At 57.8% G+C, this 23,408-nt stretch carries 22 protein-coding genes; 3 read left to right on the top strand and 19 right to left on the bottom strand.

Annotated elements, in window-relative coordinates; genetic code table 11:
• Positions 1 to 106: 106 nt before the first annotated feature.
• The 5 genes from RSF91_RS01570 to RSF91_RS01550 all read right to left on the bottom strand — a co-directional run bounded on the left by RSF91_RS01570 (position 107) and on the right by RSF91_RS01550 (position 6,078).
• A complete protein-coding gene (locus RSF91_RS01570; protein ID WP_332566759.1) occupies positions 107 to 1,522 on the bottom strand; it encodes a malonyl-CoA decarboxylase in 1,416 nt (471 codons plus the stop codon).
• A 165-nt stretch (positions 1,523 to 1,687) separates the two neighbouring features.
• Positions 1,688 to 2,521 (bottom strand): prolipoprotein diacylglyceryl transferase, encoded by an 834-nt coding sequence (gene lgt / locus RSF91_RS01565; protein WP_332566814.1) that lies wholly within the window; start codon positions 2,519 to 2,521, stop codon positions 1,688 to 1,690.
• 159 nt (positions 2,522 to 2,680) lie between these two features.
• Positions 2,681 to 3,715 carry a Bug family tripartite tricarboxylate transporter substrate binding protein gene (locus tag RSF91_RS01560; RefSeq protein WP_332566758.1) on the bottom strand — a complete coding sequence of 345 codons (1,035 nt, stop codon included), beginning with the start codon at positions 3,713 to 3,715 and terminating at the stop codon, positions 2,681 to 2,683.
• Between the two features lie 126 nt (positions 3,716 to 3,841).
• Positions 3,842 to 5,698 (bottom strand): dihydroxy-acid dehydratase, encoded by a 1,857-nt coding sequence (ilvD, locus tag RSF91_RS01555; RefSeq protein WP_332566757.1) that lies wholly within the window; start codon positions 5,696 to 5,698, stop codon positions 3,842 to 3,844.
• A gap of 140 nt (positions 5,699 to 5,838) precedes the next feature.
• Complete coding sequence (locus tag RSF91_RS01550; protein ID WP_332566756.1) at positions 5,839 to 6,078, bottom strand: TIGR04438 family Trp-rich protein; 240 nt, start codon at positions 6,076 to 6,078, stop codon at positions 5,839 to 5,841.
• Between the two features lie 108 nt (positions 6,079 to 6,186).
• On the opposite strand from RSF91_RS01550, the gene RSF91_RS01545 reads away from it, so the two are divergent.
• Positions 6,187 to 6,492, top strand: a complete 306-nt coding sequence (locus RSF91_RS01545) for a c-type cytochrome (RefSeq protein ID WP_099737904.1) — start codon at positions 6,187 to 6,189, stop codon at positions 6,490 to 6,492.
• A 110-nt stretch (positions 6,493 to 6,602) separates the two neighbouring features.
• Here RSF91_RS01545 and RSF91_RS01540 read toward each other — a convergent pair whose 3' ends face one another.
• The 11 genes from RSF91_RS01540 to RSF91_RS01490 all read right to left on the bottom strand — a co-directional run bounded on the left by RSF91_RS01540 (position 6,603) and on the right by RSF91_RS01490 (position 18,615).
• Positions 6,603 to 7,379, bottom strand: a complete 777-nt coding sequence (locus RSF91_RS01540; protein ID WP_332566755.1) for an ABC transporter ATP-binding protein — start codon at positions 7,377 to 7,379, stop codon at positions 6,603 to 6,605.
• Between the two features lie 21 nt (positions 7,380 to 7,400).
• On the bottom strand, positions 7,401 to 8,114 hold the full coding sequence (locus RSF91_RS01535) for an ABC transporter permease (RefSeq protein ID WP_332566754.1): 714 nt from the start codon (positions 8,112 to 8,114) through the stop codon (positions 7,401 to 7,403).
• The gene (locus RSF91_RS01530; RefSeq protein WP_332566753.1) at positions 8,111 to 8,797 is read right to left on the bottom strand and encodes an ABC transporter permease; all 687 of its coding nucleotides are present in this window, start codon (positions 8,795 to 8,797) and stop codon (positions 8,111 to 8,113) included. The genes RSF91_RS01535 and RSF91_RS01530 overlap by 4 nt, the downstream gene beginning before the upstream one ends.
• Before the next feature lie 70 nt (positions 8,798 to 8,867).
• The gene (locus tag RSF91_RS01525; RefSeq protein ID WP_332566752.1) at positions 8,868 to 9,641 is read right to left on the bottom strand and encodes an ABC transporter substrate-binding protein; all 774 of its coding nucleotides are present in this window, start codon (positions 9,639 to 9,641) and stop codon (positions 8,868 to 8,870) included.
• A gap of 201 nt (positions 9,642 to 9,842) precedes the next feature.
• Entirely contained in the window at positions 9,843 to 11,666 is a 1,824-nt protein-coding gene (typA, locus tag RSF91_RS01520; protein ID WP_332566751.1) for a translational GTPase TypA, read from the bottom strand.
• Positions 11,663 to 12,655 (bottom strand): tRNA pseudouridine(55) synthase TruB, encoded by a 993-nt coding sequence (gene truB / locus RSF91_RS01515; protein ID WP_099736566.1) that lies wholly within the window; start codon positions 12,653 to 12,655, stop codon positions 11,663 to 11,665. The genes typA and truB overlap by 4 nt, the downstream gene beginning before the upstream one ends.
• Before the next feature lie 3 nt (positions 12,656 to 12,658).
• Positions 12,659 to 13,036 carry a 30S ribosome-binding factor RbfA gene (rbfA, locus tag RSF91_RS01510; protein WP_099736565.1) on the bottom strand — a complete coding sequence of 126 codons (378 nt, stop codon included), beginning with the start codon at positions 13,034 to 13,036 and terminating at the stop codon, positions 12,659 to 12,661.
• A 15-nt stretch (positions 13,037 to 13,051) separates the two neighbouring features.
• Positions 13,052 to 15,880 carry a translation initiation factor IF-2 gene (gene infB / locus RSF91_RS01505; RefSeq protein WP_332566750.1) on the bottom strand — a complete coding sequence of 943 codons (2,829 nt, stop codon included), beginning with the start codon at positions 15,878 to 15,880 and terminating at the stop codon, positions 13,052 to 13,054.
• Positions 15,881 to 15,903: 23 nt separating this feature from the next.
• A complete protein-coding gene (gene nusA / locus RSF91_RS01500) occupies positions 15,904 to 17,391 on the bottom strand; it encodes a transcription termination factor NusA (protein ID WP_198461549.1) in 1,488 nt (495 codons plus the stop codon).
• Between the two features lie 86 nt (positions 17,392 to 17,477).
• The gene (gene rimP / locus RSF91_RS01495; RefSeq protein WP_332566749.1) at positions 17,478 to 18,053 is read right to left on the bottom strand and encodes a ribosome maturation factor RimP; all 576 of its coding nucleotides are present in this window, start codon (positions 18,051 to 18,053) and stop codon (positions 17,478 to 17,480) included.
• A 181-nt stretch (positions 18,054 to 18,234) separates the two neighbouring features.
• Positions 18,235 to 18,615 carry a thioredoxin family protein gene (locus RSF91_RS01490; RefSeq protein WP_332566748.1) on the bottom strand — a complete coding sequence of 127 codons (381 nt, stop codon included), beginning with the start codon at positions 18,613 to 18,615 and terminating at the stop codon, positions 18,235 to 18,237.
• A 230-nt stretch (positions 18,616 to 18,845) separates the two neighbouring features.
• On the opposite strand from RSF91_RS01490, the gene RSF91_RS01485 reads away from it, so the two are divergent.
• Together RSF91_RS01485 and RSF91_RS01480 are read left to right on the top strand one after the other, a co-directional pair.
• Positions 18,846 to 19,826 (top strand): J domain-containing protein, encoded by a 981-nt coding sequence (locus RSF91_RS01485; RefSeq protein WP_332566747.1) that lies wholly within the window; start codon positions 18,846 to 18,848, stop codon positions 19,824 to 19,826.
• Between the two features lie 10 nt (positions 19,827 to 19,836).
• Entirely contained in the window at positions 19,837 to 20,169 is a 333-nt protein-coding gene (locus RSF91_RS01480) for a chaperone modulator CbpM (protein WP_332566746.1), read from the top strand.
• A gap of 87 nt (positions 20,170 to 20,256) precedes the next feature.
• Here RSF91_RS01480 and RSF91_RS01475 read toward each other — a convergent pair whose 3' ends face one another.
• The 3 genes from RSF91_RS01475 to RSF91_RS01465 all read right to left on the bottom strand — a co-directional run bounded on the left by RSF91_RS01475 (position 20,257) and on the right by RSF91_RS01465 (position 23,367).
• Positions 20,257 to 20,418 (bottom strand): hypothetical protein, encoded by a 162-nt coding sequence (locus RSF91_RS01475; RefSeq protein ID WP_199173700.1) that lies wholly within the window; start codon positions 20,416 to 20,418, stop codon positions 20,257 to 20,259.
• A gap of 196 nt (positions 20,419 to 20,614) precedes the next feature.
• On the bottom strand, positions 20,615 to 22,270 hold the full coding sequence (locus RSF91_RS01470) for an ABC transporter ATP-binding protein (protein ID WP_332566745.1): 1,656 nt from the start codon (positions 22,268 to 22,270) through the stop codon (positions 20,615 to 20,617).
• Entirely contained in the window at positions 22,267 to 23,367 is a 1,101-nt protein-coding gene (locus RSF91_RS01465; RefSeq protein ID WP_332566813.1) for an ABC transporter permease, read from the bottom strand. Before RSF91_RS01465 ends, RSF91_RS01470 begins: the two co-directional genes overlap by 4 nt.
• Positions 23,368 to 23,408: the final 41 nt, after the last annotated feature.

Below are 23,408 nucleotides of genomic sequence, written 5' to 3'. Positions count from 1 at the left end.
CTCTGTCTCCTTGGCATGCCCGGTCGGCAGCAAAGTTGCAGCCGGGCTTGTGGTTAGGTTAGGCGACGCAGGACAGCAAAGGCAGGCACAACAAAACGCTATGCACTCATCCCTTGCACAGCGATTCAATCTCCGAGGAAACGGGAATCTTGCCCTGCGCCAGCAGGCTGCGGTGCTTATCCAGGCGCTTCAGGTCATAGAGATAGTTGACCATCAGCCCCATGGATTGCTTGAGGCCTTTGGTCGACAGATCTGCCGCCCAGTTCATACGCTCCACGCGTGCACCGTTGCCTAAGTGAAAGCGTGCCACGGCATCGAGCGGGCGACCCTTGGCAGTTTCCCGCCCCAGATAGCGCGCTGCGCAAAACATGGCGGCCCCGCGCACCACCGACTTTTCGGGCAACGATCCCGGATCATCCAGCGCGCCCAGCAATTGCGCAGCGCTCACTCCGCCAGCGACCTTTTCCAGCGCTGCCTTCTGCTTGTCGTCCAGCTCAGCCAGCACGGCATCGCCATTCTTGGCTAACCAGCTGCGCAGACCCGGAATGGGCGACAGCGTGGCGAACTGCTTGAGCTTTGGGAATTCCTGCGTCAGCGTCTCCACCACATGCTTGATGAGCGAATCACCAAAGCTCACACCCTTGAGACCCGTCTGCGTGTTGCTGATGGAATAGAAGATGGCGGTGTTGGCCTTGGAGAGATCGGCGGCAGCCGCCGATTCATCCAGCAGCGGTGCCATGCTGCCCGCCATCTTGTCCAGCAGCGCCACTTCCACAAAGATCAGCGGCACATTGGGCATGCGCGGGTGGAAAAAGCCGTAGCAGCGACGGTCGCTGTCGAGCCGGTTCTTCAGATCGGCCCAGCTCCGAATATCGTGCACCGCCTCGTACTGGATCAGCTTTTCCAGCAGCGATGCTGGCGAGTCCCAGTTGATGCTTTTCAGCTCCAGCAGCGCCACATCGAACCAGCTGGAGAACAGATGCTCCAGCTCTGCATCCAGCGCCACATAACGCTGCTCGGCCTTGGGCAAGGCCAGCAGATCGGCACGCATATTGACGAGGAAACGCATGCCCCCTTGCGGCTGTGCAAAGCGCTGCAGCAGCCGCGTGCGCGATGAGATCAGTGCGCGGCGCAAGGCCATTTCGGCTTCGCTGCGATCGACATCGCTGGCGGCCTTGTCATAGCGGTCGCGGGCAGCCTGCAAGGCCTTGGCGTCGGGGCCGAATTTTTCAATGGCCAGCAGCCAGAAGTCCTTGCGCGCTGGCAGTTCGGCCTTGGCATACCAGTCCATCAGCACCTGGGCGTAACGGCCGCCTTCTACATCGCTGAGCGAGGCATCTGCCACCTGCTGCATGTCTTGCAGCAAACGGCGCAGCTCACGTGGCGACAGAGATTCCTGCCCGCGCCGCAAGGTGGCTTCCAACCTCAGCGCCAGTGGGCGGTGCAGGGCATCGCCCTTATCGCCTTCGGCACCTCGCGCCCACAGTTTGGTTTGCTCAATCCAGTCTGCTGCCCAACCCATATTGATCTCCTAATCCTTGCGTCTTGTTGCTCTCATTGACGAAGCAAGTACCGCTGATGCAGTAACGCTTTTCAGCATTATGAGCAGAGTTTTTGAAGGAATCAGCGCCGAAATAAAAAACGCAGACCGAAGTCTGCGTTGGGTGAGAAATGCGCAAGAACCTGTTCAGGCAGCGGTTCGCTGCACATCGTATGCAGGGCGCTTGCCGCACACAGCCCACATGAAAATACCGGCCGCAATCATGGGGATGCACAGCCACTGGCCCATGCTCATGCCCAGCGACAAAATGCCCAGAAAATCATCAGGCTGGCGGAAGTACTCGGCAATAAAGCGGAAGGCGCCATAGCCCACGAGGAAGACAGCGGCCACCTGACCGGGCTTGTGCTCCTTGCGCGCATACAGCCAGAGAATGATGAACAGCAGCAGGCCTTCCATCAAGAACTGATAAATCTGCGAAGGATGGCGCGGCAGCGTGGAGCCGCTTTGCGGGAACACCATGGCCCAGGGCAAGTCTGCGCTGGCAAAACGGCCCCAGAGTTCACCATTGATAAAGTTACCAATTCGGCCTGCAGCCAGCCCGGTAGGTACGCAGGGTGCTACAAAATCTGCAACTTCAAGCCAATTGCGCTTGCGCGAGCGGGCAAACCAGATCATGGCGACGATCACGCCCAGAAGCCCGCCGTGAAAGGCCATGCCGCCTTGCCAGACCGCAAAAATTTCCAAGGGGTGCGAGAGGTAGTAGCCGGGCTTGTAGAACAGGCAGTAGCCAATACGCCCCCCGAGCACCACGCCCACCACGCCGAGAAAGAGGATGTCCTCTACATCTCTGCGCGACCAAGCCCTGTCACCGGTCATGTATTTGAACGGCGGGTGAAGCAGGCGTCTTGTTCCGAGAAACAGGAACAGGCCAAACGCCATCAGATAAGTCAGGCCATACCAGTGCACGGCCAGTGGACCAACTTGCAAGGCAACGGGATCTATTTGCGGATACATCAGCATGACAGGCATTGTGCCGCAGGCCAGTGACTTTTCGGCGAAACCGCTCAAGCCGATAGCGCGGCAGAAGCCATTTGAAGCAATATCAGCCCTTAGCCCTTATTAATGAAGCGCAAGCAGCTATCTTTTTTGCAAGTTCAAACACTCTCAGGGGCTGATCATTCAACGCGCCGCTGCCGGTTGCAAGCCCTGCTCTCGAACCGTCTGACGCACGGTTCGGCTCGTCTCATCGATCAGACTGCTGAGTCGCTGCGGCGCACCACCCAAGACCTGCACGCCCATGGTTTGCAGCCGCTCCTGCACCGCAGCATCCTGCAAGGCAGCGTTTGCGGCGCTATTGAGCTTGTTCACCACGACAGGCGGAGTGCCCGCTGGCGCGACGATGCCAAACCAGGTAATCGCCAGATCATTGAGCGCGGGGTGGCCCAGCTCCTTGAAAGTGGGCACCTGCGGCAAGGCCGGCAAGCGCTCTTGGGCGGCCACCGCAAATGGAGTCATTCGGCCCGCAGCCACATGCGGGGCTGATGAGGGGTATTGATCGCTGAGCACATGGGTCTCGCCCGAGAGCGCACTGCTGACCACCGGGCCTTGGCCCTTGTAAGGAATGTGATGCAGCTTGATCTTGAGGTCGGCATTGATGCGCTCGGCTATCAGATGGCCTATGGAGCCCACACCAGCCGAGCCAATATTGAGCTGCCCTGGCTTGCTGCGTGCCAGCGCAATGAGCTGCCCATAGTTGTGCACGCCCAGATTGGGATGCACAGAAAACACCGAGGGGATGGACGCCAGCGCCACCACGGGGACAAAGGCTTTGGCCTGGTCAAGCCTTGCAGACTGCGGCAGCATGACCGGGTTCACAACCAGCGTGCTGATGGTGCCAAGGCCAATGGTGTAACCATCCGGCGCGGCATTGGCCACGGCTTCTGAGCCGATCAGGCCGCTGGCACCCGAGCGGTTGTCAACCACCACGGGTTGACCGAGACTGGCGTGCATGGCATCTGCAATGACGCGCGCCACGAGATCGGTGGAGCCGCCGGCCGTGAAAGGCACCACCAGCCTGACGGGCCGCTGCGGGTAGCGCGAATCAGCGGCCTGCACCGCACCAGCACTCATCAGCGCCAGCAAGCCCCAACCGCAGACTTTGCACCCCAGACCAGCGGTCTTCATGATGAAGGAACGACGGGATGGAGCGGGCATGGAGATCACTTTCTGGCGAGACAATAAAAACAGCCGCGCGATTTGCATCGAGCGGCTGTGTGATTGTCCGTCAGCACGGATGCCCGTGCAGCGGTCGATGACGAAACACTCGTAACCGAGCGTCGTTTAGTCGAGCAAAGTCAGGTCACGCACGGCACCAGTATCGGCACTTGTCACCAGCATGGCATAGGCCTTGAGCGCTGCGGAGATCTTGCGAGGACGGGCCTCCACAGGCTTCCAGCCCTTGGCGTCCTGCACTTCGCGGCGCTTTGCCAGCTCTTCGTCGCTGACCAGCATGTTGATGGTGCGATTGGGGATATCGATACGGATGATGTCGCCGTTCTGCACCAGACCAATCGCGCCGCCAGCGGCTGCTTCGGGCGAGCAGTGGCCGATGGACAGACCGGAAGTTCCGCCTGAGAAGCGGCCATCGGTCAGCAACGCGCAGGCTTTGCCCAGACCCTTGGATTTGATGTAGCTGGTGGGGTAGAGCATTTCCTGCATGCCGGGGCCGCCCTTGGGGCCTTCATAACGCACGATGACCACATCACCGGCCTTGACCTTGTCGGCCAGAATATTCGCCACGGCTTCGTCCTGCGACTCGACCACGTGGGCCGGGCCTTCGAACACCAGAATGGATTCGTCCACGCCGGCGGACTTCACCACACAACCGTCCAGCGCAATGTTGCCGCGCAGCACGGCCAAGCCGCCTTCTTTGCTGAAGGCGTGCTCATAGCTGCGAATACAGCCTTCGGCGCGGTCCAGGTCCAGGCTGGGCCAGCGGGTGTTCTGGCTGAAGGCCACTTGCGTGGGAATGCCAGCGGGGCCTGCCATATAGAAATGGCGCACGGCTTCGTCTTGCGAGACGGTGATGTCCCACTGGGCCAGCGCATCGGCCATGGTCTTGGCGTGCACGGTGGGCACATCGGTGTGCAGCTTGCCGGCCCGAGCCAGCTCACCCAGGATGGCCATGATGCCGCCTGCGCGGTGCACGTCTTCGATGTGGTACTTGGGCGTATTGGGCGCGACCTTGCACAGCTGGGGCACAACGCGCGAGAGGCGGTCGATGTCGGCCATGGTGAAGTCGATTTCGGCTTCCTTGGCAATGGCCAGCAGATGCAGGATGGTGTTGGTGGAGCCGCCCATGGCGATATCCAGCGTGATGCAGTTCTCAAACGCTTTGAAACCCACGGAGCGTGGCAGCACGCTGTAGTCGTCCTGTTCATAGTGCTGGCGAGCCAGTTCCACGATGCGACGGCCGGCGCGCAGGAACAGCTCTTCGCGGTCAGCGTGTGTGGCCACCACGGTGCCGTTACCAGGCAGGGACAGACCCAGCGCCTCGGTCAGGCAGTTCATGGAGTTGGCAGTGAACATACCCGAGCAGGAACCGCAAGTGGGGCAGGCCGAACGCTCGACCTGCGCGACCTCTTCATCCGAGTAGCGGTCATCTGCCGCAATCACCATGGCATCGACCAAGTCGAGCTTCTTGAACTCGATGACCTTGGTGTCGGGGTTGGCCAGCTTGGTCTTACCCGCTTCCATGGGGCCGCCGGAGACAAAGATCACCGGAATGTTCAGGCGCATGGCGGCCATCAGCATGCCGGGGGTGATCTTGTCGCAGTTAGAGATGCACACCAGCGCATCAGCGCAGTGGGCGTTCACCATGTACTCGACCGAGTCAGCGATCAGATCACGACTGGGCAGCGAATACAGCATGCCGTCGTGACCCATGGCGATGCCATCGTCCACGGCGATGGTGTTGAATTCCTTGGCCACGCCGCCGGCCTTTTCAATCTCGCGGGCCACCAGTTGACCCAGGTCCTTCAGGTGCACGTGACCAGGCACGAACTGGGTGAAGGAGTTGGCAATGGCGATGATGGGCTTTTCAAAGTCGCCATCTTTCATACCAGTGGCACGCCACAGGGCGCGCGCACCGGCCATGTTGCGGCCGCCAGTGGAGGTTTTGGAACGGTATGCGGGCATGGGGATTCGCTATAAGACGTTATCGAGGAATGAACCTCAGATTATGGCCCAGCACCGCTGCAAGACCTAAGGCTGCCCATGACGGGCTATTGGGCAAAACACCCGCAAGACATCGTCAATCACGATGCCTAAGCATTCACTCAGCGACGGCGCTGACCGGGTGTCATCGCCTGCTTCTGGCGCTCAAGGCGATCTTTCTTGCGCTGATCCATTTTTTCCATGGCTTTGCGCTTGGTGTAGCCAGAAGCATCTGCCCACGCCCACCAGGCAACGGCCGCCCCGTAAACGCCCAAGATGATCCACCAGCTCCAGGCCGCCACAGGGCCGATTTCAGCTACTTTCAGCAAAGACAAAACAATTGCCAGACCTAACAAATACATACGTCCTCCCTCTCTCAAATTGTCAAAATTGCGTGCATACCAAAGAGTACACAACGCAAGCTCTACAATGCGCTAAAACTTGAACTTTAAATCCCCCGGAAACTCATGATGAAGCAAACACTGATCGCTATCGCTCTGTCCGCAGCTGCTATCGCTCCTGCAATGGCTGACCAGGCTTTGGCCCAGTCCAAGAACTGCATGGCCTGCCACGCCGTCGACAAGAAGCTGGTTGGCCCCGCATTCAAGGATGTTGCAGCCAAGTATGCGGGTCAAAAGGATGCCGCTGACAAGCTGGCAGCCAAGATCATCAAGGGCGGCTCCGGCGTGTGGGGCCCTATCCCCATGCCTGCTAACGCTCAGGTCAACGATGCCGAAGCCAAGAAGCTGGCCGCATGGGTGCTGGCACAGAAGTAATCTGCTGCCACTCAAGGGCGTGAAAAGCGCCCCATCAAAAAAACCGCATCGGCTTGCCATGCGGTTTTTTGTTTTACCAAGGAGTAAATTGAACGCTTCTTGAGCGCACCTTATTTCAAGCTGCCAGACAGGAACTTGGCCAGCCGCTCACTTTCCGGGTTGCGCAGCACTTCACGCGGATCACCCTGCTCCTCCACCAATCCTTGGTGCAAAAAAATCACGTGATTGGAGACTTCACGGGCAAAGGCAATTTCGTGGGTCACGACCACCATGGTTCGCCCCTCCTCGGCCAGCAGTCGCATGACGCGAAGCACTTCACCGACCAGCTCCGGGTCCAGCGCGCTGGTGGGCTCATCAAACAGCATCACCTCAGGCTCTACCGCCAGTGCCCGGGCAATGGCAACGCGCTGCTGCTGGCCGCCGCTCATATGGTTGGGCCAAGTATCTTCGCGCCCCTCCAGCCCCACCAGTTTGAGATATTTGCGCGCCCGCTCAACGGCCTCATCTTTGCCAAGGCCCAGAATATGCACGGGCGCCTCAATGATGTTCTGCAGCACCGTCTTGTGCGCCCACAGATTGAAATGCTGAAACACCATGGCAAGCTTGGTGCGCATTTGCTGCAGCTGTCTGGGGTCTACCGGCTCCAGCTCTCCACTGCGCCCTGCTTTGAGCTTCAGCTCTTCGCCCGCCACCAGAATTCGCCCTTTCTGGGGCTTTTCCAGCAAGTTGATACAGCGCAGCAACGTGGATTTACCAGACCCTGAACTACCGATCAGGCTGACCACATCACCCGCTTTGGCGGTCAGCGTGACGCCTTTGAGCACATGGTTGCTGCCATAGCTCTTGTGAATGCCTTCTGCTTGCAGTTTGTATGCGGTGGATGTCATAAATTTGAAACCGGTACTCAGTTATTGCGCGCGCGGTGCCAGATAGGCCAGAAAGCGTTTTTCCAGCAGACGAAAGGTACCAATCAGCGCAAACGTCACGCAGAGATAAATCACTGCAGCGGCAAGGTAGGCCTCAAATGGCAGATAAAAATCGGAGTAGATACGGCTGGCCACGGCCGTCACATCGGTGAGGGTTGGCACCACACTCGCAAGACTGGTGGAGTGAAGCATCTGCACCACCTCGTTGCTATAGGGGGGCAGCGTGCGCCGCAAGGCACTGGGCAGCACGATGCGGTGCATGATCTGAAAGCGGCTCATTCCCATGGCCCGCGCCGCCTCTACTTCGCCGGGAGATGTCTCGCGAATGGCGCCAGCCAGCATCTCGGCGGTATAGCCTGCATTGTTGAGCGCAAACGCCAGCAAGGCGCAAAAGAACGGTTGCTTGAAATAGGTCCAGGGCCAGACCTCATCCCAGCGCGCCTGAATCCACTCCAGCTGCCCCAGCCCGTAATAAATCAGATAGACCTGAATGAGCAGCGGCGTGCCGCGAACAAAATAGGTAAAAGAGGCGGCCAACTTAGCCAGCAGCCAGCTGCGACTGGTGAGTGCCAAAGCCGTGAGTATGGCCAGCACAAAACCAATCAGGAGACAGGACAGCAGCAGCCACAGCGTGGTAATCAGCCCCTGTCCGTACATGGCCAGATGCTCTGGCTGAAAGATGATCTCCCAGCTCATAACTGCACCTTTTCAGTGCCCAGGCTGTAGCGTGCATTCAGGCGCTTGAGCACCCACAAGGACATGCTGGTGAACACCAGATACAAGGCAGCCGCAAACAGTAAAAAAACAAAGGGTTGACGTGTCGCTGCACTGGCCTGCTTGGCAAGATAGGTCATATCGTGCAAGCCGATCAGACTGACCAAAGCCGTTGCCTTGATGAGCACCAGCCAGTTGTTGGTATAGCCCGGCAAGGCATAACGCACCATCTGCGGTAGCGTAATGCGCAGAAATGTCTGCAGCGGGCTCATGCCAAACGCCCACGCCGCTTCCATCTGGCCAGGCGGAATGGCGAGAATGGCGGCGCGAAATGTCTCGGTCATATACGCGCCATAAATAAAGCCCAGTGTGGCAACGCCGGCGACAAAGGGGTTCAGATCCAGCACAAAGTCGGAGCCCATGGCCTCGAACAGGCTGTTGATGCCAATCGCAGCGCCATAAAAAACCAGCAGCATAAGCACCAGCTCAGGAATGCCGCGAATCACCGTCGTATAAAGCGTAGCCACCCAGACCAGAGGTCTCTTACTCGAGAGCTTGGCTGTCGCTCCCAGCAAACCCAGCACCGTAGAGACGCACAAGGAGGCGATAGATACCGCTACCGTCAACAAGGCTCCGTGCAGGATGGATAAATAGTAGTCACTCATTCGCGCAAAAGCTTGATGAAACAAAGCCCGCAGCCGTTAAAGCGCACTGCGGGCAGCCAGGCTTCAGGGCTTAGTTCCCGTACGGATCGAAGTCAAAGTACTTCTTGGCAATCTGGTTGTAAGTGCCATTGCTGCGAATCGTCTTAATGGCCTTGTTAATCTGATCTTTCAGGTCTTTTTGCCCCTTGCGCATGCCAATGCCAATTCCATCGCCGTAGTATTTGGTCTCGTACTGATCGGGCCCCACATAGCCGTAGTCCTTGCCTTCAGGCTTGCGCAGGAAGCCGCCATGCACTTCGACCTTATCGGCCACCGTGCCATCCAGACGGCCCGCCTTGATATCTAGATAGACCTGATCTTGTGCCTCATACGGAACGACCGTCACACCTGCGGGTTTGAGTTCTCCCATGGCCCATTTCTCTTGCGTGCTGCCCTTCAGCACGCCAATGCGCTTGCCCTTGAGCGAGGCTGGGTTGGCATATGCCGTACCTTTTTTCACGACAATCGCGCTTGGGGTCTTGTAATAGCGATCCGAGAAGTCAATCACGCGCTTGCGCTCTTCCGTGATGGACAAGGAGCTGACGACCACATCGTATTTACGCGCCTGCAGACCGGGAATCATGCTGTCCCAGACCTGCTCCACAAACACGCAATTGCGCTTCATTTCTGCGCAGATAGCATTGGCAATGTCTACATCAAACCCCGTGGGCTTACCGTCGGCCGTCTTATAGGTAAAGGGTTCGTAGGTTGGATCAATGGCCACCTTCAAATCTGCGGCTTGGGCCGTCAACGCCAGTGTGCTGCCAACAGCAATCAGGGCCATGTTCAACATTTTTGGGGTCATACCGCTCCTAGAGTTAATGCAACCCTGCTGAATCGCAGGATACGTGCCACTTTGTGACGATGATTCTAGAAACCTGCCCCGCAGAACAAGGCCGATTACCCTTGGTCTGCCTGTCATGCGACACACCAGACAATATGACCCACTGTTGCAGCAGGCAATAAAAAAGGCCCCGAAGGGCCTTTTTTTATTGCACTGAGCAAATCAATCACGCGAAGCACGCTTGCGGTCATGCTCCTTCAGGTGACGCTTGCGCACGCGCAGGCTCACAGGAGTAATTTCCAGCAATTCGTCGTCTTCGATGAATTCCACACCGTATTCCAGCGACAGCTCGATAGGAGGCGTGATCTTGATCGCGTCTTCCTTACCGCTCACGCGGAAGTTGGTCAGCTGCTTGGTACGTGTAGCGTTCACCACCAGGTCGTTGTCACGGCTGTGGATACCCACAATCATGCCTTCGTACACGGGGTCGTTAGGCTTCACGAACATACGGCCACGGTCATCCAGCTTGCCCAGGGCGTAGGTGAAGATTTCACCGTCGTCCATGGAGATCAGCACGCCGTTCTTGCGGCCACCGATGTCACCCTTATGGGGTTCGTAGCTGTCAAAGATGTTGGCGATCAGACCGGAACCACGTGTCAGGTTCAGGAATTCGTTGGTGAAACCGATCAGGCCACGGGCAGGAATACGGTATTCCAGACGGACGCGACCGCGACCATCGGGTTCCATGTTGACCAGCTCGCCCTTGCGCTCACCCAGGGCTTGCATCACGCCACCTTGGTGGGATTCTTCGATGTCGGCAGTCACCAGCTCGATAGGCTCGTGCTTCACACCGTCGATCATCTGCATCACCACGCGGGGCTTGGACACAGCCAGCTCGTAGCCTTCGCGGCGCATTTCTTCCAGCAGAATCGTCAGGTGCAGTTCACCACGACCAGCCACTTCAAAGATACCGTCTTCGTCGGTTTCCTTGACGCGCAGAGCCACGTTGGAGCGCAGTTCCTTTTGCAGGCGGTCCCAGATTTGACGGCTGGTCACGAACTTGCCTTCACGACCTGCCAGAGGCGAGGTGTTCACGCAGAAGTTCATGGTCAGTGTGGGCTCGTCAATCTTCAGCATCGGCAGAGGCTGGGGATTGGCCATGTCAGTCACTGTTTCGCCGATACCGATGTTTTCGATACCGCTGACCAGCACGATTTCCGAAGGACCGGCTTCGGTGGCTTGCACGCGATCGATACCCTGGAAGGTGTGAACCTGGTTGATCTTGCCTGTGTAAGGCTTGCCATCAGGGCCGGCCATCACGGCGACTTGCTGACCGGGCTTCAACGTACCTTGAGTGATACGGCCCACGGCGATACGACCCACGAACGTGGAGTAGTCCAGTGCGGAGACTTGCATCTGCAAAGGTGCAGTTGCGTCGCCTTCCACGGCAGGCACGTGTTCCAGAATGGTGTTGAACAAGGCCGACATGTCGGGACCCCATTGCGCACCAGGCTCGCCCTCTTCCTTGGAAGACCAGCCGTTGATACCCGAGGCGTACACCACGGGGAAGTCCAGCTGCTCGTCAGTAGCGCCCAGCTTGTCGAACAGGTCGAAAGCAGCGTTGATGACCTTATCGGGGTTGGCACCAGGCTTGTCCACCTTGTTCACAACCACGATAGGACGCAGGCCCAGGGCCAGCGCCTTCTTGGTCACGAAACGCGTCTGAGGCATGGGGCCTTCTTGCGCATCGATCAGCAGCACCACGCCGTCAACCATGGACAGGGCACGTTCCACTTCACCACCGAAGTCCGCGTGACCGGGTGTGTCGAGAATGTTGATGTGCGTACCTTCCCAGGTCACGGCACAGTTCTTGGCCAGAATGGTAATGCCGCGCTCGCGTTCGATGGCGTGGTTATCCATCACCGTATCGACGACTTTTTCGTGCTCGGCAAAAGTACCGGAGGAGCGCAGCAGCTGGTCAACCATGGTGGTCTTGCCATGGTCAACGTGCGCGATGATCGCAATGTTGCGGATTTGTTTGCTCATAAAGTTTCCAAACTGCCGCTTACTTGTGGACGCGGCTTTCCTTCCAAAATTTGTTGAATTTCTAGCGGACTGAGCAGACGCTCGGGAATCAACTCCCCGCTCATCACACGGCCAACCCCCAAAAGGGCATGCGGGCGCTCACCATACACCGCGACAGCCGGGGCATCAGCCCATGACCCTCGACGGCGCAAGCCTGATAAATAGCGTCCGGCATCCTCTTCACCCAAGGTGATGACGGCATGACGATGCAGCAAGGCATCCACAGGCTCAACCTGCGCAACGCGCTCTTCATCATTCATGGCCTCAAGCGCCTCCAGCGTCACGCAGCGCGAGACATCAAGACCACCCGTTTCCACTCGGCGCAGAAAACGCAAATGGGCGCCACAGCCAAAGGCCTCGCCCACGTCTTCACCCAATGTACGGATATAAGTGCCCTTGCTGCAGGTCACTCTCATCTTGATAGCTGGATACCCTTGCTCGTCCTGCGTTAGAGACAAATTCAATGCATGAATTGTGACATCGCGTGCTGGACGTTCCACTTCAATGCCCGCGCGGGCATATTCATAGAGAGCCTTACCGTCTTTTTTCAAAGCACTGTGCATGGGCGGCACTTGCTTGATCTCGCCTGTGAATTGAGCCTGCACCTCGGCCAGTCTCTCTGGCGTGATAGAGGCCAGATCCACCGCACGCTCCAGCACCACATCACCTTCGGCATCCGCCGTGGTTGTGGTCTGCCCCAGACGGGCGATGGCTTCATAGGTCTTTTCAGCTTCCAGTTGAAGCTGACTGAATTTGGTTGCAGCACCAAAGCACAGTGGCAGGACGCCACTGGCCAGCGGATCAAGCGTGCCTGTATGCCCGGCCTTTTCGGCGCGCAGCAGCCACTTGACCTTCTGCAAGATATCGTTGCTGGACCATCCCAGCGGTTTGTCGAGCAGCAACACCCCATGCACGGGGCGCCGCTGCACCCGTGTGCGAGGGGCGTTCATTGCTTACTCTTCTTCAGGACCGCGCGAAGCCACCGCCTTGGCGATCAAGGCGTTCATGTCGGATGCGCGCTCGGTTGTGCGGTCATAGACGAAATGCAGCGTAGGCACGGTATGAATGTGCAGACGCTTGAATAGGCCGTTACGCAGAAAGCCTGCGGCCTGATTGAGTGCAGTCAACGTCACTTCCGGATCGCCTACCAGCACGCTGAAGAACACCTTCGCATGGGCATAGTCTGGAGTCACCTCCACGCCTTGCAGCGTGACCATACCAATGCGCGGATCCTTCAACTCGCGGGCGATCAGCTCCGACAGATCACGCTGGATCTGGTCGGAGACTTTGAAGCTGCGGTTTGGCGCAGCAGTTTTCTTACGAGTTGCCATTAGAAATTACAGCGCTCACAGAGTGCGGGCGATTTCCTTGATCTCGAAGACTTCCAGCATGTCGCCTTCTTTGATGTCGTTGTAGTTGCGCAGCTTGATACCGCACTCGAAGCCTTCCTTGACTTCCTTGACATCGTCCTTCAAGCGGCGCAGCGATTCGATCTCACCCGTGTAGATAACCACGTTGTCGCGCAGCAGACGGAAGTGTGCGTTGCGAGTGACGTTACCTTGAGTGATGTACGAACCAGCAATCGTACCGATCTTCGTGGCCACGAACACGGTACGGATTTCAGCCATACCAATGATCTCTTCACGCTTCTCGGGAGCCAGCATGCCGGACATCGCAGCCTTCACTTCATCTACGGCGTCGTAAATGATGTTGTAGTAGCGAAGATCCACGCCATTGCCTTCGGCTGTCTTACGAGCCTGGGCGTCTGCACGCACGTTGAAGCCGATGATGATGGCCTTGGAAGCCAGCGCCAGATTGACGTCGGATTCGGAGATACCACCCACGCCGGAGTACACCAGCTGGACCTTGATTTCGTCGGTCGAAAGCTTAAGCAGCGATGCTGCCAGCGCTTCCTGCGAACCTTGCATGTCGGCCTTGATGATGATGGGCAGAGTCTGCACATCGCCAGCGGACATTTCGGCGAACATGTTTTCCAGCTTGGCGGCTTGTTGCTTGGCCAGCTTGGTATGACGGAACTTGCCAGCGCGGTAAGTAGCGATTTCACGGGCACGACGTTCGTCGCTCAGCACCATGAAGTCGTCACCAGCCATAGGCACTTCGTTCAGACCCTGGATTTCCACAGGAATGGAAGGACCCGCCATCTTGGTTTGCTTGCCGTCTTCGTCCAACATGGCACGAACGCGGCCGTAGGTCTGGCCAGCCAGAACCACATCGCCCACCTTCAGCGTACCGGACTGCACCAGCACCGTAGCCACGGTACCGCGACCCTTGTCCAGCTGAGCTTCGATCACGATACCCTTGGCAGCTGCATCCACAGGCGCCTTGAGTTCCAGCACTTCGGCCTGCAGCAGCACTTGCTCCAGCAGCTCGTCAATGCCTTGACCCGTCTTGGAAGACACTGCCACGAAGGGCGAATCACCGCCGTACTCTTCAGGCAACACCTCTTCAACCACCAGTTCTTGCTTGACGCGATCTGGGTTGGCATCGGGCTTGTCAGCCTTGGTGATAGCCACAACGATAGGAACACCAGCAGCCTTGGCGTGCTTGATAGCTTCCTTGGTCTGAGGCATCACGCCGTCGTCGGCAGCAGCCACCAGAATCACGATATCGGTCGACTTGGCACCGCGAGCACGCATGGCCGTGAAGGCCTCGTGACCGGGGGTATCCAGGAAGGTAACGATGCCGCGAGGCGTCTTCACATGGTAAGCACCAATGTGCTGAGTAATACCACCGGCTTCGCCCGACGCAACCTTGGTGCGACGGATGTAATCCAGCAGCGAAGTCTTACCGTGGTCAACGTGACCCATCACGGTCACCACAGGTGCACGCGACAGCAGCTCGGCTTCAGCACTGGAGACTTCTTCGTCCGTAAAGGCTTCGAGGTCGTCGAGTGCCGCCACCTTGGCGGTGTGGCCCATTTCTTCCACCACGATCATGGCGGTGTCCTGGTCCAGCGGCTGGTTGATGGTGACCATCTGGCCCATCTTCATCAGAACCTTGATCAGCTCAGATGCCTTGATGGCCATCTTGTGTGCCAGTTCGGCCACGGTGATGGTCTCGGGCACCGAGATTTCAAGCTGACGGAACTCAGGAGCCTGTTGCTGCTGGTGCTGTTCGTTGCGATCACTACCGCGACGACCACCACGAGGACCACCGCGCCAGTTGGAACGGCCCACGCCACCCGAGCTGTCGCCACGGGTTTTGATTTCCTTCTTCTTGCCTGCGTCGTTAGACCAGCTCGAAGACAGCTTTGCAGATTTGACTTCCTTGCCTGGACGGGCAGCGCTGTTAGCGCCAGCACCGGCAGTACCTGCGGGCTTAGCGCCATCCTTGGCAGCAGGCTTCTTGGCATCCACAGCAGCAGGAGCAACCTTCTTAGGCTCTTCCGGCTTCTTGGCGACCAGCACCTTCTTAGGCGCAGCCATCATGGCGCGAATAGCTTCAGCTTCGGCCAGAGCCTTGCGACGGCGCTCGTCCAGATCCTTGGCACGAGAGGCTTCTTCGTCAGCCTTGGCCTTGGATTCAGCTTCTGCCTTGACTCGGGCTTCGACCTGCGCAGCTGCACGAGCAGCAGCACCGGCAACATGCCCGCGCTTTTCTTCTTCTTTTGCCGCCTTGGCTTCAGCTACCTTAGCAGCTTCGGCTGCTGCATAAGCAACAGCACGTTCCTCGGCTTCACGCTCACGGCGCTCGCGCTCTTCGCGCTCTAGACGTTCCTTGGCCAATTCTTCTTCCTGGTGACTCAACTGCTCAACCTCGCGGCGAGCGTCTTCTTCACGGCGCACCAACTCTTGAGTTGCAGCACGCACCTGCACGGCCTTGGCCATGCTTTCCGCATTGGCCTGAACCTCTGCGGGTGTATCTTCACGCTTCACAAAAGTGCGCTTCTTACGCACTTCTACTTGAATCGTACGAGCGCGGCCCGAGGAGTCCGCCTGCTTGATTTCGCTGGTGGACTTCTTCGTTAGCGTAATTTTTTTGGCTCCGCTGCCATGGCTAACCTGGAGGTGGCTCAGCAAACGCTGCTTGTCACCTTCGGTCAACACATCAGCCGCATTCGCCTTATCAACCCCGGCTGCCTTGAGCTGCTGCAGCAAGGAATCAGGGGTCGTGTTGCGTTCTTCCGCAAATTCTGCAACCGTATTACTCGACATAAATGCTCTGAACCTCCCTGACCTTACTCTTGCCCATCGGTAAACCAGTGCTCACGCGCCTTCATGATCAAAGCCTTGGCTTCTTCAGCGGTCTGACCGGTAATTTCGGTCAGCTCGTCGATTGCCAGATCGGCCAGTTCATCACGGGTGTGCACATCAGCTTGCGCCAGCTTGTCCAGCAGTTCGGACGTAATACCGTCCAGGGACAGCAGATCCTCAGATGCCTTGCTCACATTTTCTTCGCGAGCGATTTCTTGACTCAGCAGTGCATCTTTAGCGCGGCTACGCAGCTCGTTTACCGTCTCTTCGTCGAAGGATTCAATTTCGAGCATTTCCTGCAGCGGCACATAGGCCACTTCTTCCAGAGTCTCGAAACCTTCTTCGATCAGGATGTTGGCGATTTCCTCGTCGACATCCAGCTTCTCCATGAACAGCTTGCGTGAGCCAGCTGACTCGTCAGCCTGCTTTTGAGCAGACTCGACAGCGTCCATGATGTTGATTTTCCAGCCAGTCAGCTCGGAGGCCAGACGTACGTTCTGACCGCCACGACCGATGGCGATGGCGAGATTTTCTTCATCCACCACCACGTCCATGGCATGCTTTTCCTCATCCACCACGATGGAAGAGACATTAGCAGGAGCCAGGGCGCCGATCACGAACTGGGCGGGGTCTTCAGACCACAGCACGATATCCACGCGCTCGCCAGCCAGTTCATTGGTCACGGCATTCACACGGGTACCACGAACACCTACGCAGGTGCCGATAGGATCCACGCGCTTGTCATGACTCAGTACGGCAATTTTCGCACGACTGCCAGGATCACGAGCGCAGCTCTTGATTTCCAGCAAACCTTGCTCGATTTCGGGGACTTCATTGCGGAACAGTTCCACCATGAATTCAGGGGCCGAACGCGACAGGATGATAGGAGCACCGCGCAGGGTAGCATCCACTTCCATGATCATGGCTCGCACGCGGTCACCGTTGCGCAGATTTTCCTTGGGGATCATCTCACCGCGCTTGAGGCGGCCTTCCACGCGACCGGATTCGACAATGATGTCGCCCTTATCCATGCGCTTGACAGTGCCTGTGAAAATCTTGTCGCCACGAGCCAAGAACTCGTTGAGCAGCATTTCGCGCTCGGCGTCACGGATTTTCTGCAGAATGACCTGCTTGGCAGCCATGGCGCCAATACGGCCAATCGGCACAGACTCAATCTGCTCTTCGATGAACTCACCGACTTCAATACCGGGAACGCGGTCTTCCGCGTCCATCAGCATTTCTTCGGCTTCAGGGTTTTGCAGACCGGCATCGTCAGCCACCACCACCCAGCGGCGGAAGGTGTCGTAGTCGCCGCTTTCGCGATCGATGGACACGCGGATGTCTACTTCACCTTGGTACAGCTTCTTGGTGGCTTGTGCCAGTGCGGATTCCACTGCACCAAAAACCAGATCGCGCTCAACGTTCTTCTCGCGCGAAATGGCTTCAACCAACATCAACAGTTCGCGATTCATGCGACGACTCTCCTATTTCAATCACACAAAGAGGAAATTGCTTACCGCCTCTTTGCCCCAAAAAATTCAACGCCCCAGCCGTCTGATTAGGACTTGGCGGCGCGCCCTTTGAAATTCACAATCGGTGCCAGACGCACGTCACGCAGCTCATCCAGTGTGAAGCCCATCACGTTCATCGGTGCAGGCTCACGCTTTTTGCTAACGCGCACGCCCGGCTTGGGAGGAGGCTCATCACTCCAGACGAGCTGCCATCCACCCTCTTCAGTACGCTCCAGCGTGCCACGAAATTTCTTGCGGTTTGCATTGATCTTTTCACCGCCAGCCGCCCCAATGGGAGCCTTGAGCGTCAAGTCCACTTCAGAGCCTTCAAAACGAATGAAGTCCTGCTCATGGCGCAATAAACGATCAATCCCTGGAGACGAGACCTCCAGGCGGGCGTAATCCGCGCCATCGACTTCCAGTGCAAACTGGAGCTGACGCGTGACCTTTTCGCAGTCTTCCACTGTCACGAACTGATCGGGCAGCTCAGGCGCACCTTCCTCCGGCGCCTGCCAAGGCAAATCAATCGTGATGCGCAGCAAGCCACCTGCTGTGCGTTCAATTTCGACCAAGTCATAACCTAGACCTGTCACGGTTTGTTCAACGATTTGCTGTAGTGCCACGTGTATTCAGTTCAATCCCGAAAAAATTCGTCAAATCATGGACTTAGCTCTGTTTTAAACAGACCCCGCCATGAATTGCCCAAAAAAAACGGGCGGTATGTACCCGCCCGTTTGGTCGTGAAGCCGTAATTGTAGCCTCAAACCATTGTTTTCGCACAAACTAGCTCGCATAAAACAGCTGTCAGCGCAAGACTTCCTGCAAGTCATCAGCGCGTAACAAGCGCTGCAGCAAATCCTGCGCCTCCTGCACATCGGCAGGCTTGGCTGCGGCATCCTGGGGCAGCGACTGCAACATGCGAGCCAGAACACCCGTCTGCGGCAGCACAGGCCCCAGAAACTTGGCCTGACTTCCCTGCCCCACCAGAATCGACGGAAAAGTCTCTATATCCAGATCCCCAGTCACATCTTCGCGGTCTTCTACATCGAGCCAGACAAAGCGCATTTCCGGAAACTGGGCGGCCAGCGCCTCAAAGGACTGTTGGTATTGCTTGCAGGTACCACACCAGGCAGCACAGAGGCAAACAACCAGCCATTCGTCGGCTTTTGTAATTTTTTGTGTCATTTCAACAAACTCTGGGCCAGCATTGGCTCACCCCTTTAATCAGTCGACGCAATGGTAACGGCTTATCAATCACTTGATCGCTGCATCAGGCATCACTGCGACCTTGAAAACAGGCTCACTCTTGAATCCATTGCGCTCAACCCCTATGATTTTTATAACTGATAAATGGCGCATCGCCCAAGTCGTGGCTTTGCGCCCATTCGATCTTTCTTTAGAGGATTGGTGACTCCATGGATTACAAGGACTATTACAAGATACTTGGCGTGGATAAAAAAGCCTCCGCCGACGAAATCAAAAAGGCCTACCGAAAGCTGGCGCGCAAATATCACCCCGACATCAGCAAAGAAAAAGATGCAGCTGCACGCATGGCCGAAGTGAACGAAGCCAATACCGTGCTCTCGGACCCCGAGAAGCGCGCCGCCTATGACGCCATGGGTGACGAGATGCAGTTTGCTCAAAACGCACGAGCCCAGGGCAGCGGCGGTTTTCGCCCACCACCCAACTGGGATCAGCAGGACTTTCATTTCAGCAGCCAGTCCGATTCAGCCAGCGACGCCGATTTCAGCGACTTTTTCTCGCAAATGTTCGGCCAGGCTGCACGCACCCGGCGCCATCAAAGCCAGCAAGGCTCCCGCAGCACGCCCGATCTGCGCGGACAGGATCAGCACGCCAGCATCGAACTGGATTTACAGGACAGCTACAGCGGCGCCGTTCGCTCCTTGCACCTGAGGACTACCGTGCTAGACGAACACGGAATGCCCACCACCAAGGACAAGGAGCTTCAGGTCAGCATCCCCAAGGGGGTCCGTGAAGGTCAGATGATTCGGCTGGCCCGCCAAGGCAACCCCGGTCTGGGCAAGGGTGAGCCCGGAGACTTGCTGCTGGAAGTGCATTTTCGCAACGACCCGCGCTGGTGGTCAGAAGGCAAGGATGTCTATCAGCGCGTTCCACTGGCACCTTGGGAGGCCGAGCTGGGCGGCCCCATCCCCTTCAAGACCTTAGCCGGAGAGCTGGAGGTCACCGTACCGGCCGGATATCGGTCCGGACGCAAGCTGCGCATTAAAGGCAAGGGGCTGCCAGCCGCCACGCCCGGCGACCTGTATCTGGTGCTGGAGGTGGTGTTCCCGCCCGCCGTAACGCCTGCGCAAAAGCAGGCTTATGCGGACTTCGCCAAAGCCTTCCCGCAGTTTGACGCGCGCAGTCTGAATTGAAAGGTTTCTCATGAATACCTCACTTACGCCTTTCTCTGAGCCTGCAGAGCTGCTGGATCAGACCATGCTGAGCCTGCATGAACTCGCCCGCCACTGCAGCACCAGCCCGCAATGGGTGATTGAGCATGTGCAGACCGGCATCATCGGCTACGACAACGACGGCAGCCCAGCCGCAATCAGTCATGAGCAGTGGCGCTTCAGCAGCCAGTCTCTGGTGCGGGCGCGCCGCATTGCACAGCTGGAGCACAGCTTTGATGCAGACCCGCAGCTCGCTGCGTTGACCGCTGACCTGATCGAAGAAGTGCAGTTGCTGCGCCGCAAGCTGCTCAATCTGCAGCGCTGAACTGCAGCGCCCAAAAACAAAAAGCCCTCGCACGTAAGTGACGAGGGCTTTTTTGCAGGGCCACGCAAGCGCAGCCTGCTGCAGCAATTAACCGTGGCGCTTGCCAGCTTGCTTCTTGCTACGGGTGTGCGAACCACGCTCCAGGCTCACGCGCTGGCCACGGCCTTGTGTAGGCAGTGTCACGCCGTTAGGCGCTTGGGGACGGGGAGTGGCCTTGCGGTCTGCTTCGGTAACGATCTTATTGCCCATGTCGAATTCTCAATTGGTCGGTTGAAAAACGCTAATTAGGCCACAGCCAGAGAATTCGCGCCAAATAAATACAAATTTTCGAGTACGGATTCAATGTTTTTCAACTCTGACTCCGTATTTGAAGCGGGAAATTCTTCTAAATTTCAAGCATTTAGCGCAAAAACCGTTACCAATAAAGCGCTACCTGCTATCAATTTTAGATAGCCGTTACTGGCTGAACTTCGCCCGCAGCCTCTACCAATTTACGGGTATAGGCCTCTTGCGGCGCTAGCAACACTTGCTGTACCGCGCCCTGCTCCACAATCTGGCCGTCCTTCATCACTAGCACCTCATGGGCCATGGCGCGAATCACATCCACATCATGGGTGATGAGCAGATAGGCCAGCCCGCGCTCTTTTTGCAACCGCTGCAGCAGCGCCAGCACCTGCTGCTGAATGGTCACATCGAGCGCGCTGGTGGGCTCATCGAGCACCAGTACCTCGGGCTCCATGATGAGCGCCCGCGAAATGGCCAACCGCTGTCGCTGCCCGCCCGAGAACTCATGCGGATAGCGCTGCAGCAAGCCGGGGAACTGCGCATCGGTCATTCCCACCTCGGCCAGCATCTGCACCACACGTTCACGACGCTGGTCGGCGCTTAACTCCGGGGCGTGGATTTGCAGGCCTTCGCCCACAATTTCCTCCACCGTCATGCGTGGCGACAGCGAGGAAAACGGGTCTTGAAATACCACCTGAATTTTGCGGCGCAGAGCCAGATTGGCGGCGCTGTTGCGAATGGCCGGTTGCTGCCATTGCTGACCCGCCACCTGCAAATCCCCCCCATAGGGGAGCAGCCCCAGCACGGCCTGCGCCAGCGTGGATTTTCCTGAGCCCGACTCGCCAATCACCCCCAGCGTTCGAGCGGGTTTGAGTGCTATATCTGCCCCCTTGACCGCGACAAACGCCCCTTTTTTGAACCAGCCGCGAATACCCGGCAGCGGCGTGGCGTAACTCACCTGCATCGCCTTGGCCTGCACCACAGCCAGCGTACCAACCGGCTCTGCCCCATCATTCACATCGCGCACAGGCTTGCTGGCCAGCAGCTTGCGGGTATAGGCATGCTGCGGGTTTTGCATGACTGCGGCCACAGCGCCCTGCTCAACCAACACGCCTTTTTCCATCACCGCCACACGATCAGCAAAGCGGCGCACCAGATTGAGGTCGTGGGTAATCATCAGCACAGCCATGCCGGTCTGACGCTGAAGATCGGCCAGCAAATCCAGAATCTGGCCGCGCAGCGTCACATCCAGCGCCGTGGTGGGCTCATCGGCCAGCAGCAGCCTGGGGCGACTGCCCAGCGCCATGGCAATCATGGCGCGCTGGCGTTGCCCGCCACTGAGCTGGTGCGGAAAGCTCTGCGCACGGCGCTCTGGCTCGGGTATGCCGGTGGTCGCCAGCAGCTCTATCGCCAGCTTTTGCGCCTGCGCCTTGCTCAGCGCCTGTTTGAGCTGCAGCACCTCGGCCACTTGATCGCCTACCGTCATCAGCGGGTTCAGCGCCGTCATGGGCTCCTGAAAGATCATGGCGATATCACCGCCGCGCACGGCCTGCATATCACGCTCGGAAAGACGTAGCAGATCACGCCCATCCAGAAAGGCCTGGCCGCTTAATTGACCATCACCTACCAACCGCAACAAAGACAATGCCGTGACGGACTTGCCCGAGCCCGATTCCCCCACCAGCGCCAGCTTTTCACCGGCGGCCATGTCAAAACTCACGCCCTGCACCACGGACTTGCCCGCAAAAGACACGCTCAGGTCACGCACCGAAAGTAGAGTGCCTGCCTTATTTACCTCAAATTCTTCTCGGCTCATGGCTTGCCTCCCGCACTTTTGACCGCAGCGCTGCGCGCCTGCTTGCGCGGGTCCAGCGCATCGCGCAGGGCATCGCCCATAAAGGTCAGCAGCAGCAAGCTGATAACCAGCACGGCAAAGGTGGACAGAGAAATCCACCACGCATCAATATTGTTTTTCCCCTGACTCAACAGCTCGCCCAGACTGGGCGTGCCGGGAGGGACGCCCAGCCCCAAAAAGTCCAGCGACGTCAGCGCCAGAATGGCCCCGCTCATGCGAAAGGGCAGAAAGGTGATCACCGGCGTCATGCTGTTGGGCAGAATGTGACGAAAGATGATGGAGCGATTGCTGGCCCCCAGTGCCTGGGCAGATTTGACATAGTCAAGCTGGCGATTGCGGAAGAATTCGGCCCGCACATAGTCTGCCAGCCCCATCCAGCCAAACAGGCTGAGCAAGACCAGCAGCAACGACACGCTGGGCGCAAACAGCGCGCTGAAGATGATGAGCAGGTATAGCTCAGGCATGGAGCCCCAGATTTCTGTAAAGCGCTGAAAGGCCAGATCGGTCTTGCCGCCAAAAAAACCCTGCACGGCCCCGGCCAGCACACCCAGCAGCACGCCCACCACCGTCAGCGCCAGCCCGAACAGCACGCTGACGCGAAAGCCGTAGATGAGCTGCGCCAGCAGATCGCGCCCCCGGTCGTCCGTACCCAGCCAGTTATCGGCCGATGGGGCCGATGGATTGGGCTGCTTGGCAAAATAGTTGATGGTGGCTTTGCCGTAGCGGTTGATGGGAAAAATGGCCCAGTTGCCGCCCTCGCTCAGCTTTTGCTGAATAAAGGGATCGAGATAGTCCGTGGGCGTATGAAAGTCGCCGCCAAAGGTGGTCTCGGGGTAGTCATTGAGCAGTGGCAGATAAGTTTGCCCCTCATAGCGCACGATGAGGGGCTTGTCGTTGGAGAGCACTTCTGCAAACAGGCTGAGCACGACCAGCACCGCAAAAATCACCAGACTGACAAAGCCCAGCCGGTTGGATTTGAAGCGCCGCCAGGCTCTGCGCCCCGGCGATTCTGACTGGACAGCAGGCGCTGGCGGCACGCTTTTCACTCCTGCATTCATAGCTGGCTGCGCTTTAAGAATCTGGGCTTGAGGCTGTTTTT

This window comes from Comamonas sp., assembly GCF_036643215.1.
Lineage (GTDB): Bacteria > Pseudomonadota > Gammaproteobacteria > Burkholderiales > Burkholderiaceae_C > Comamonas.
The sequence above is the reverse complement of the archived record's forward strand: the minus strand, read 5'-3'. Positions and strand labels throughout refer to the sequence as shown.